Genomic DNA, 11,518 nt, shown 5'->3' on the forward strand with positions numbered 1-11,518 from the left:
AGAATTCATGACATTTGAAGGGAGAGTCAAATGGGAAAAGTTTTTCGACGCAAAGCCTCGCAACGTACTCAGTTTTTCAGGTCTAATTTGAAGTCATGTGCAATCATGTTGCCGCTTATTGCTTTACAACCCTCCGTTACTTACGCTTCTGATACCCAATCAACTCCTGCTGTCACCGTTATTGAAACCACACAACTGGTTGGTTTTGGTGAAGCAAAATATCCAGCCGATTTTACTCACTTCGATTACGTTAATCCTGATGCGCCAAAGCAGGGCAAAGTGACCTATGGCAGTATAGGTACGTACGATAGCTTTAATCGATTCGGTTCTCGCGGCGTTGCTGCAAGTTATACCGGAGAGATTTACGATACCTTGATGTTTTCTCCGAGCGACGAGATTGATGCGTACTATCCATTGATTGCTTCAAAGGTTCGCTACGCCAGTGATTTCACGTGGATGGAAATCGACATCAACCCAAATGCTAAATTCCAAGATGGCGAGCCTATCACCGCGCATGATGTTGCCTTTACCTTTGACAAGTTTTCAACAGAGGGCGTGCCTCAGTATCGTGTGTATTACAAAGAGATTAAGTCAGTAAAAGCGGTCTCTGATTTGGTTGTTCGTATTGAAATGAACAGTCCAAACCGCGAAAAACTGTTTAGCTTTGCACAAAGCACTCGTGTATTGCCGAAACATTTTTGGAAAGACAGAAAGCTGTCTGAGCCTCTAAGTGAGCCTCCGGTCGGTAGTGGTCCTTATAAGATCATCAGCTACAAATCAGGCCAAAGTGTTACCTATGGTCTAGATGAAAATTACTGGGCAGCAGACTTACCAGTTAACGTTGGCCGTAATAACTTCAAGCAGGTGCAATACGATTACTACCGTGACGACACGGTAATGCTGGAAGCCTTCAAAGCAGGGGAGTTCGATCTTCGAACCGAGAACTCGGCGAAGTTCTGGGCCAACTCTTACACAGGCGCGAACTTCGATAAAGGCTACATCATTAAAGAAGAGATCAACCATGAGAAGCCTGAAACGACTCAAGGTTTCGTGTTCAACATTCAATCTCCTGTGTTCTCTGATCCTAAAGTACGTGAAGCGTTAACCTACGCGATGGACTTTGAGTGGATGAACAAAAACATGTTCTACGGTCAATACAAGCGTACCCGTAGCTACTTCCAAAACACCGATTATGAAGCGAAAGGCTTACCAAGCGAAGCGGAAGTCGAGTTGTTATCTCAATACAAAGATCAGATTCCACCGCGAGTTTTCACCGAAGAATTCCAACCACCTGTCACCGATGGCAGCGGCCGTATTCGTAGCCAAATGCGTACCGCTTTCAAATTGTTGAAAGAGGCGGGTTGGGTGCTGAAAGACAAAGTAATGATCAACGAAAAGACCGGTAAGCCGATGTCATTTGAGTTGTTGATTTACAGCCCAACCACGGAACGTATTGCAACGCCAGTTCAAAAGAACCTTAAGCGTATGGGTATCGAGATGAAGATCCGTACCATCGATACGACTCAGTACATCAAGCGCTTGCGTGATCGTGATTTTGACATGGTTTCGTCGTCATTTTCCGCAAACCCTTATCCTAGCCCGAACTTAATGATCGTTTGGAACTCTAACTACATTGATTCTACTTACAATACTGCAGGTGTTATCGATCCAGTGGTTGACGCGTTAACAGAAGAAATTGCGCGTAACCAACAGCATCCTGAAAAGCTTCTTACACTAGGTCGTTCACTTGATCGTGTATTGCAGTGGAATTTCTACAACATCCCGCAATGGCACGTTGGCGAGTACCGCGTAGCAATGTGGGACAAGTTTGAGCGTCCAGATGTATTGCCTAAATACGATTTAGGTATCGATACATGGTGGATTTCAGAAGAGAAGGCGGCATTGCTTCCTGAAAAACGTCGCTAGGAGTTAGTTAGCATGGCCGCGTATATATTTCGACGTTTATTGTTGGTGATCCCCACGCTGTGGGCGATCATCACCATCAACTTTTTCATCATCCAGATTGCCCCTGGAGGTCCAGTAGAACAAGCCGTTGCTCAATTAGAAGGGCATAACTCTGGCATCATGGAGCGCTTTTCTGGTGGTGGACAAGAAGTTGATTTAAGCGAAAGTGACCAAGCGTCTGCCAGTGGCTATAAAGGCTCTCGCGGGCTTGATCCTGAAGTGGTTGAAGAAATCAAAAAGCAGTTTGGTTTTGATAAGCCGATTCACGTTCGCTACTTCGACATGTTGAAAAACTACGCGACCTTTAACTTTGGTGAAAGCCTGTTTAAGGGCGGTAACGTGATTGATTTGATCATTGAGCGTTTACCTGTCTCCATCTCCTTAGGGTTGTGGAGTACGCTAATAATCTATGTGATTTCGATACCCTTAGGCATTATGAAGGCGATACATCACGGCTCTCGCTTTGATATTTGGTCGAGCGCGGTGGTGATTGTCGGCTACGCGGTGCCGGGCTTCTTGTTTGCGATTATCCTGATTATTTTGTTCGCGAGTGGTAACTACTTCAGTTGGTTCCCATTGCGTGGGCTCGTGTCGAGTAACTTCGACCAGCTCAATTGGTATCAGCAAATCGGTGATTACTTCTGGCATTTGGCTTTGCCTATTTTTGCCATGGTCATCGGTGGCTTTGCAACACTCAGCATGCTGACTAAAAACTCCTTCCTTGATGAAATCAATAAGCAATATGTGGTCACGGCTCGAGCGAAAGGTTTGGACGAGAGCAGCATTCTTTACAAGCATGTTTTCCGTAACGCGATGTTGATCATTATTGCCGGTTTCCCGAGCGCATTTATTAGTATTTTCTTCACGGGTTCTATGTTGATTGAAGTGATGTTTTCACTCGAAGGCATTGGCTTACTTGGCTTTGAGTCGACCATTCAACGTGACTATCCCGTGGTGTTCAGTTCTCTCTATATCATGACTTTGCTTGGCTTGGTGCTGAGCATTATCTCCGACCTGACGTATACCTGGGTTGATCCTCGAATTGATTTTGAAGCGCGTTAATGGCGAATGAATAAAAAGGTATTGATAATAAATGCTTAACAACCCTTTAGCTGAAGCTCGTTGGTTACGTTTTAAAGCAAACAAGCGTGGTTTTATCTCCCTTTGGATATTTACCATCTTATTTGGACTGAGCCTGTTCGCTGAGATCATCGCCAACGATAAGCCACTCTTAGTTTCTTATGATAATCAGTGGTTTGTACCCGTCATTAATGAGTATGCCGAGACCGAATTTGGCGGCGAGTTTGAAACCGAAGCGGATTACAAAGACCCGTATGTTATCGAACTTATTGAAGACAGCGGTTACATCGTTTGGCCAATCATTCCGTTTAGTTACGACACAATAAACTTCGATATTTCAGGCGCGGTGCCGTCGGAGCCCGATTCAGTGAATTGGTTAGGAACCGATGATAAAGGGCGAGATGTATTAGCTCGCATCATTTATGGGTTCCGGATCTCTGTTCTGTTTGGTTTCATTCTGACGATTGTATCGAGCGTGATTGGTGTGGTTGTCGGGGCGACACAAGGTTACTACGGTGGTTGGGTTGATCTATTCGGACAACGCTTCATTGAAGTGTGGTCTGGTATGCCGACCCTGTTCTTGTTGATCATTCTGTCGAGTTTTATCGAGCCGAATTTCTGGTGGTTGCTCGGAATAATGGTGCTCTTCAGTTGGATGAGTTTAGTGGGCATCGTGCGTGCGGAATTCCTACGCTGTCGAAACTTTGATTACGTAAGAGCCGCGCAAGCGATGGGTGTGGACGACAAGCGCATTATGCTTCGTCACATGCTACCCAACGCGATGGTAGCATCGTTAACCATGATGCCGTTTATTCTTTCAGGCTCTGTCACCACATTAACGTCGTTAGATTTCTTAGGCTTTGGTTTGCCTGCGGGCTCGCCTTCATTAGGTGAGCTATTGGCGCAAGGTAAAGCTAACTTGCAAGCGCCTTGGCTTGGTATCTCTGCTTTCGTCGTGCTTTCACTGATGCTTACGTTACTTGTCTTCGTTGGTGAAGCGGTACGTGATGCCTTCGACCCACATCAACAGAAGTAAGGATAAGTTATGACTTCAAATACAACGCCTGCTTCTCCAGTTTTGACCATCGACAAATTGTCGGTCGGTTTCGGGCGAAAAGATTCGATAGAACAAGTGACTCACGATGTCTCGTTGGAGATATTCAAAGGTGAGACATTGGCGCTGGTAGGAGAGAGTGGTTCAGGTAAATCGGTTACCGCTAATTCAGTGTTAAAACTGCTGCCTAAAGGCTCATCGCACTACTTAAATGGTAAGATTAACTTCTCTGGCACCGATATTCTGAGTTGTTCTGAAAGACAGTTACGTGGGATTCGTGGTGGCCGCATTGGTATGATCTTCCAAGAGCCCATGGTTTCGCTTAACCCACTTCACCGAGTTGGTAAGCAGCTGGTTGAAACTCTCTCTATTCACCGTGGTATGCGAACCAATAAAGCTCAAGCCTTGGCGATAGAGTGGCTTTCAAAGGTGGGCATTCGCTACCCCGAGCAGAAGATTTCAGCATATCCTCACGAGCTATCTGGTGGAGAGCGTCAGCGTGTGATGATCGCAATGGCACTGATCAACGAACCTGAGCTACTTATCGCTGATGAGCCGACGACGGCATTGGATGTATCGGTACAAGCGCAGATTTTGGATTTGTTGAAAGACCTACAACAAGAGCTGGGTATGGCGATGCTTTTCATTACTCATGACTTAAGTATCGTTCGTAAAATTGCCGACAGAGTGGCGGTAATGAAAGATGGCCGCTTAGTTGAAAGCAATGACTGTAAAACACTCTTTAATGCACCATCTCACCCTTATACTCAAAAACTTATCAATTCCGATCCAAAAGGTTTACCTGTTCCTGTATCACCGGAAAGTAAACCTCTGCTCAACGTCGACCAACTGCGTGTTTGGTTCCCAATTACGGGAGGCTTATTCAAGCGGACGATTTCGCATGTTAAAGCAGTCACCGACATGGAGTTCAGCTTGAAAAAGGGGCACTCAATCGGTTTAGTTGGCGAAAGTGGCTCTGGTAAATCGACAACCGGTATGGCGATATTGAAGTTGGTGGAGAGTGAAGGTTCAATTACCTACGCAGATGAACAAATTCAAGGCTTAAATCGCCAACAGATGCTACCGTTTCGAAGCCGTATGCAAGTGGTCTTTCAAGACCCATTCTCGGCGTTGAACCCAAGAATGTCAGTGGCTCAGGTGATTGGTGAGGGTTTGTTAGTGCATCAACAATTGGACGACACTGAACTCGATCAACGCATCTGTGACGTAATGAAAGAGGTCGACCTCGATCCTGAGACTCGCCATCGTTACCCAAATGAGTTTTCTGGCGGCCAAAGGCAGCGTATTGCGATTGCTCGTGCTCTGATCCTTAAGCCAGAGTTTATCTTGCTCGATGAACCGACCTCGTCACTCGACAGAACCGTTCAAGCGCAGGTGCTGGATCTGTTGAAATCACTTCAAGAAAAGTATGGCCTAACATATCTGTTTATTAGTCATGATCTGAATGTCGTGAAATCCTTGTGTCATTACACTATCGTCATGAAAGCGGGCGAGGTAATAGAGAAGGGCGATACTGAGGCTTTGTTTGGCAATCCGCAGCATGAATATACCAAGCAGCTTGTAAGTCTTTCGAATGTTGGTGGGTCTCTATAGCGCGGGGAAGATGATTAAAACAAATGACTTCTGATTCAATTCAACATGGTCATTTGTTTGTTTTACGATTACACTGCGCCCAATATTTCTGAAGTACATATTTAGGTAGAGGTCACCATGGACCAAGAACATTACGAAGACGCTGATTACGAAGATTACGAGCACGGTGAAGAAGGTGAAGAGATCGAAATCGAAGCCATTGGTATCGATGTCTCGTCTCAGCCAATCGAGCTCTATAAAGTGTTTAAGATTGCTAACCTAGTTAGCGGTGGCGGCGAAGCTAAGCACATCATCTCTGAAGGCTACGTAGCGGTAAATGGTGAGCTAGAAACGCGTAAGCGTCGTAAAATGTACGATGGCGACTTCTTTGAATTCAACCAAGAATACTATGTAGTGGTGTGTGATCAGCCAGTACAAGAAGAAACAGAAAAGCCAAAACAGAAAGATGCGCCTAAGAAAGATAACAAGGCGAAGAAAGGTCAGTCTAAAAAGGATTCTAAGAAGAAAGAGTCTAAGAAAAGCAAAGCAGAAATGTTAAGCGCAAAGGCTGAACCAAAGAAAGAGAAAAAAGAGAAGAAACCGAAAAAGAAAGCGGATACACCTAAGCCAACACGTGACGATAAAAGCGGCCGTAATTCGATTGAATTCTTCTAAATTATAGCTCTAAATTACAGCGCTTAATATTATTCTTCTACAACGTTTAACTTCGGTTTTGCGTCAAGTAGATACCAAAAAGCTCACTGTGATAGTGAGCCTTTTTTGTTGTCGCTAGGTTGAGTTTGAGGAGAACCTTAGCTGACTTGTTCTACTTCATTTGACTGCTTAGAGCGCTTGAATGAGTAAATTACATAACCGATGACGCATGCAGCAACAATAACAGAGCAGACTCGGATAAAGTTAATCAACATCGGTGCGTTCTCTATGAACTCGTTAATCCCCCAAAGTAGAACGAGTGAGAACACAAACATGACGAGTAGCCCCCAACACGGTGCATCGATTTTACCCGGCACAACATACCAACCATCTTCTTTGATCGGCTTGTTCAAGCGCGCATACTCTGCTTGCTGACCTTTGACTGTATAAAGGTGCATTTCTGTCTGTTTGCCAGTCAGTAGCAAGCTTGCAGCGTACGCGACAATCGCATTGACGAAAACACCGATGACACAGTACCAAGGCCAAGCTATGTCAGTCGCAACAGCAACATACCAAATCGCCACGAAGCTTGCTGCGACACCAATTAATAGTCCCTTTTCTGTAATATGTTTGGAGTAGAAACCAAGCACGAACATACAGAAATTTGCACCTACAAAATAGGACCCCGCTTTACTCAATATTTCTAAAACTGAGCCTGTGCTGGTTGCAAACATGAAGGCTGGAATGATGATACATAATGCCCACATAACCGTGAAGAAACGCGATACTTTGAGGTAATGTTCCTCTGACTCGTTCTTCTTGTAAAAGCGCTTATAGAAGTCAGTAACAGAGACGGTAGCCATAGAGTTAAAAGCGGAATCTAGGCTCGACATACTTGCTGCAAGAATCGCCGCTGCGATGATTCCCATCAGCCCTGGCATACCATATTCGCTGGCATAGTGCAGGATAATGGTATTGCCATTCTCAAACTCTTTACCATCGTAGTAAGCGTTAAATAATACGCCTAACAGAATGAATACGAAGTAGATGAAGAAAGCAACGTAACCCATCATTAGCATCGCTTTTTTCGCATCACCCATATTTTTAGCCGCCATACAGCGTTGAACCATCATTTGGTTACCGCCATACACAGTCGTGTGGAACATTGTCATTGCGATAACTCCAGCCCATACCGTGGTAACTTGGCTTAAATCTAAATTGGTTTGCAGCGCATTGGTCATGCCTTCTGACTTAAGGTTTTGCATCACTTCAGTCATTGGTTGTGGCATGCCGTTCCAAACGGCTTCGATAATGATGAATGCACCAAGAAACAGAATGACAGCTTGAATGACATCAGTCCAAATAACGGCGGCAATTCCCCCCATTACGGTATAGATTAGCGCGATAACAGTAACAATGACGATGCAGTAAGTAACGTCGATACCGGTAATGAACTCGAGGATTAACGAGGTTGCATATAAGACCGCAGCTGAGCTTATCGCCTGTTTAATTAAGAAAATCAAAGACAGAGTGATACGCGAGGCTTTACCAAAGCGTCGTTCTTGATATTCATAAATTGAAGTGAGGCCGTTGTTGTAGAAAAACGGCATAAACACAGCAACAATAAAGAAAATCACCAAAGGGTAGTTTAGGTGGATAGCGATCACCGATAAGCCTTCTTTGTAAGACCAAGCCGGCCCGCCCAAGAAAGACATCGCACTGACATAGGTACACACAACAGAAATGCCGATCGCCCACCATGGAATATTTCTATCGCCTAATGCAAATTGGCTGGCGGAAGTGACACGTCTACCGACGAGTGCCCCCATAACTAAAGTAAGGACGATATAAGTACCAAGAATTGTCCAGTTTAATGCTCCAAACTCATACATGCTCACGTCCTTTTAATTGTTCTTCCATTTGTCCAAACAGGTCGTAACCAAGCTGTTTTAAGATGTGTGCGATATCGATAGCGACCCAGTTCTCCTTGAGTAATTCGCCTTCGCGTCGCCAGATATCCATAACGCGAAGCTCGATGTGCTTGCCAGTTGGTGCTAACCCTAACCAACCACTGCTGCCAGTATGTGTACCGTGCATGTGTGGCCAACCACCAGTGGATACGTAGTCATTTTTGGACAAAATATTGAGCTCGATATCGACACTTCGATCAGGGAAGGCAAATACAAATGGTCCTTGGTGTTGGTCTCGGAAACCTTGGATTCCACGTGTAGTACCAATCGCAGCTGGCCCGTACCACATAAAGTCGTCATGCCAGTAGTTTTCTAGATCCATTGAATCAAGGCGTTTACCATCAAATCGACCCAAGCAAGCCAACATGTCTAGCACTAGCTTTTGGCTTTTCTCACTCTCTTGTGCTGCGATGCTACCTGTCTGTATTCCGTCTTGAGTCGCTGGGGCAGGGACCAATCCAGAGTGACCTAGGCTTGCTCGCAACGGATTTACGCCAACTTGGTTCATGGCATCGATAAAATCAGGGATTAGATAGGATTCAACAATTTGACCCTCTTGGATACAAACCATTTCGGTGTAGCGCAAGTAGAGTGTTTTTCCTGTTGCCGGGATACCAAATAGCGGTTGTGCAAATGTGCCCACAAAATAACCGGTAGAGTTTACCCAAGTGCGGCCTTCGTATTCACCTTGCATAATGATTGAAGGGCGTCGTTCAACATCAGGTAACGAGTTAATTAGCGGTAATAGAAATGCTTGCTCGGTGGCTTCGACACCAGAGAGGTCGTTAATTGGGTGAGCGACACACCACTTAACGTCGGCATTTAGCATCTCGTGAGCGACTTGAGTACGCTCTGAAGAGTGAGCGTTAAAATACGTTTTGTAGAAATTTTCAATCAAGCTGTTCAACATGTTATTTCCTTATATAGTTAACCGATTTGGATTAAAATCTGTTTCCAGACAGCACTTTCATCAAGTAGCGTAAATTCTCTGCGTAGACCCCAAGGTCCAAACTCTGCATGGCTGATTCCCATGATGTAAACGTCTTTTCCTGTAGGCTTTCCAAACATGCCGTAGCCTTCATGCTTGCCTTGTAGCGACCAGCGAATAGCCGCACGTGGTGACATCATTTCGTCATTGCGACCAATACGGTGGTGAATTTTGAATTCCGCGTTCGGAAATGAAGAGCGCAGCGACATCCAAAACTGGTCGATCTCGTTATGAGAGAGTGCAGTTTGACCACCCGTGTATTCACCGATACAAGCTCGGTCATATTCTTTTGGTATTACTGAGAACTCAGCACTCATTACACGGCGCAGTATGTCTTCATAACGCTGACCGTACTCATCGTCGTTACCTACGCCAAGGTAAGGGCCTTGTATATCGACTTGGGGAGTAAAAGGGTATGAGCATTGTTCAACGCCACCCTCTATTTCGATTTGTTGACGCGCGTACTCTTCTGACGTCATACCGAGTTGGCTTGAAATCGCAGCGATGTCTCGGATCATCCACTCGTCATTGATTTGGTTATTGATGGCATGGCAGTCTGCGATAATTCGAAACTTAAGTGTTTTATTCGTGGCTTTGCCAAACACGCCATCGTTAGTGTGCGTTGCTGTTGAAATGATTCGATGTGATGAAAGCATGCCTTGTTCAGGAGTCCCTGACCAAATCACGTCTTCACCCAGTAAGGTACGGTTTGGGAACTCGGCTAGTGTGCCCATGGTCGCGCTGATGACCTGTTCGTTTCCCTTTGTGATAGATAGTGGTGTACGGACGATAATGTCAGGTGAGTAATAGTTATGTAGGGTACTCAGGCCTCGATTTTCCCAAATCTCTTTAGTGATGCCTAATATGTAATCTGGAAAATCTTGCCATTTAGAATCAAAGCCAACCATAGCCATTAATCACCTCCTGATGCGTCATAAAATTAGTTATTGGATTATTTTTGGTTACGTATCCAATATTGCCTTTTGTTATCACTGTGTCAATGAGGTGTTTTGCATATGTTTCTTTATTGTGGGTTAGATCGGTTTTTTAACATCTCTCCAAAGAGGTTTCTCTTAAAACTAATTGCGTAAAAGTCCACTATTTATCGAGTGTATATGAATGACTTGATTGTGTTTGAAGTTAGTTTTTTCATTTAAGTTATTGTATTTATGCAGTATTAAATTTTCATGAAGAAGTGAGTATTAAATCAGAGAATGCTTTATGACGATCTATTAAATCGAAGTTATGACGAGAGGAAGTTTAGAGTAATGATTCTTATACGAGGGGGGGATTACTTGAATTGTTAATTTTTTGTATGGATTTATTTAACTATTGATGAATGCGCATGCAACAATAAGTTTGGGAATGGTTGGATTGAAAAAGCCACTCAAAGGTGAATATCAAGTGGCTTTGTTCATGAGAGCGCTTAAGACAATAACTCTGGAAGATACAGTGATATCGCTGGAATAAAGGTAATGATCATCAAAGCGACGAGCATGGCTCCAATCCAGCCTAGAATCGCACGAGATAGCGACTCAATCGGCACATTACCTACTTGGCTTGCCATAAATAGGTTGGCGCCGAGTGGGGGAGTCACAAACCCGATGGCTAGGTTCACGATCATCACGATACCGAAGTGAATTGGGTCCATTCCTAATGCAGTCACGATGGGCAGCAAGATTGGAGTTAAGATAACAATCGCCGCTAATGTCTCCATGAATGTACCGACGATCAGTAACAATGCAGTGATACATAGCAAGATGAGCAGCTTGTTTTCCGTGATAGAGAGAATGAACTGTGCGATTTCAGTTGGCAGACGTTCAAGCGTTAAGATTCGACCAAAGGTGACCGAAGCGCCCACAATCACAAGTACTGCCCCCACCAATAACGAAGATTCTAAAATGATCTTCACGACCTTTTTGTAATCCAGCTCTTTGTAGACAAACATGCCGAAAAACAACCCGTATAACACACCAATCGCTGCGGATTCTGTTGGTGTAAATAAACCAGAGTAGATGCCGCCAAGAATGATTACGGGTAATAGCATCGCCCAAATCGCTTCTTTAAGTGCTGCCAGTCGCTCAGGCCATGTTGCTTTCTTGTCGTTACCTTTGTAGCCGCGGATTTTAGATACGATCAAACAGTAACCGATAAGGACCAAGCCAACTACAATTCCAGGTACGATACCCGCCATAAACATTTTGGTTACGGATA

Annotated in this window: 9 protein-coding genes; 5 read left to right on the forward strand and 4 right to left on the reverse strand. The window is 44.5% G+C overall.

Translation table 11 applies throughout. From position 1 onward, the window contains the following. The first annotated feature begins 30 nt into the window (after positions 1–30). The 5 genes from A142_RS19780 to A142_RS19800 all read left to right on the forward strand — a co-directional run bounded on the left by A142_RS19780 (position 31) and on the right by A142_RS19800 (position 6,367). Positions 31–1,926 (forward strand): extracellular solute-binding protein, encoded by a 1,896-nt coding sequence (locus A142_RS19780; protein ID WP_019823683.1) that lies wholly within the window; start codon positions 31–33, stop codon positions 1,924–1,926. 12 nt (positions 1,927–1,938) lie between these two features. Next, positions 1,939–3,027: a microcin C ABC transporter permease YejB gene (locus A142_RS19785; protein WP_004730359.1), complete on the forward strand. Its 1,089-nt coding sequence runs from the start codon at positions 1,939–1,941 to the stop codon at positions 3,025–3,027. A 31-nt stretch (positions 3,028–3,058) separates the two neighbouring features. Further along, the gene (locus A142_RS19790; protein ID WP_019823685.1) at positions 3,059–4,081 is read left to right on the forward strand and encodes an ABC transporter permease; all 1,023 of its coding nucleotides are present in this window, start codon (positions 3,059–3,061) and stop codon (positions 4,079–4,081) included. Positions 4,082–4,090: 9 nt separating this feature from the next. After that, positions 4,091–5,713 carry a microcin C ABC transporter ATP-binding protein YejF gene (yejF, locus tag A142_RS19795; RefSeq protein ID WP_019823687.1) on the forward strand — a complete coding sequence of 541 codons (1,623 nt, stop codon included), beginning with the start codon at positions 4,091–4,093 and terminating at the stop codon, positions 5,711–5,713. A gap of 117 nt (positions 5,714–5,830) precedes the next feature. After that, entirely contained in the window at positions 5,831–6,367 is a 537-nt protein-coding gene (locus tag A142_RS19800; RefSeq protein WP_019823689.1) for an RNA-binding S4 domain-containing protein, read from the forward strand. Positions 6,368–6,504: 137 nt separating this feature from the next. Here A142_RS19800 and A142_RS19805 read toward each other — a convergent pair whose 3' ends face one another. From A142_RS19805 to A142_RS19820, 4 genes are all read right to left on the reverse strand, one after another. Continuing rightward, complete coding sequence (locus A142_RS19805; RefSeq protein ID WP_019823691.1) at positions 6,505–8,238, reverse strand: sodium:solute symporter family transporter; 1,734 nt, start codon at positions 8,236–8,238, stop codon at positions 6,505–6,507. After that, positions 8,231–9,226, reverse strand: coding sequence for an ester cyclase (locus tag A142_RS19810; RefSeq protein WP_019823694.1), 996 nt, complete (start codon positions 9,224–9,226; stop codon positions 8,231–8,233). Before A142_RS19810 ends, A142_RS19805 begins: the two co-directional genes overlap by 8 nt. A 17-nt stretch (positions 9,227–9,243) precedes the next feature. Continuing rightward, complete coding sequence (locus tag A142_RS19815; RefSeq protein WP_019823696.1) at positions 9,244–10,218, reverse strand: ester cyclase; 975 nt, start codon at positions 10,216–10,218, stop codon at positions 9,244–9,246. A 512-nt stretch (positions 10,219–10,730) separates the two neighbouring features. Continuing rightward, positions 10,731–11,518: TRAP transporter large permease (locus A142_RS19820; RefSeq protein WP_029405547.1), on the reverse strand; the 788-nt coding region annotated here is incomplete at its 5' end.

It is taken from the genome of Vibrio splendidus 12E03 (assembly GCF_000272105.2).
Taxonomy (GTDB): Bacteria; Pseudomonadota; Gammaproteobacteria; order Enterobacterales; family Vibrionaceae; genus Vibrio; species Vibrio splendidus_I.

What these genes read in the sequence shown, in the direction of transcription:
- A142_RS19780 (WP_019823683.1), top strand. Translation starts at nt 31, where the DNA reads ATGGGAAAAGTTTTTCGACGCAAAGCCTCGCAACGTACTCAGTTTTTC.
- A142_RS19785 (WP_004730359.1), top strand. Translation starts at nt 1,939, where the DNA reads ATGGCCGCGTATATATTTCGACGTTTATTGTTGGTGATCCCCACGCTG.
- A142_RS19790 (WP_019823685.1), top strand. Translation starts at nt 3,059, where the DNA reads ATGCTTAACAACCCTTTAGCTGAAGCTCGTTGGTTACGTTTTAAAGCA.
- yejF (WP_019823687.1), top strand. Translation starts at nt 4,091, where the DNA reads ATGACTTCAAATACAACGCCTGCTTCTCCAGTTTTGACCATCGACAAA.
- A142_RS19800 (WP_019823689.1), top strand. Translation starts at nt 5,831, where the DNA reads ATGGACCAAGAACATTACGAAGACGCTGATTACGAAGATTACGAGCAC.
- A142_RS19805 (WP_019823691.1), bottom strand. Translation starts at nt 8,238, where the DNA reads ATGTATGAGTTTGGAGCATTAAACTGGACAATTCTTGGTACTTATATC.
- A142_RS19810 (WP_019823694.1), bottom strand. Translation starts at nt 9,226, where the DNA reads ATGTTGAACAGCTTGATTGAAAATTTCTACAAAACGTATTTTAACGCT.
- A142_RS19815 (WP_019823696.1), bottom strand. Translation starts at nt 10,218, where the DNA reads ATGGCTATGGTTGGCTTTGATTCTAAATGGCAAGATTTTCCAGATTAC.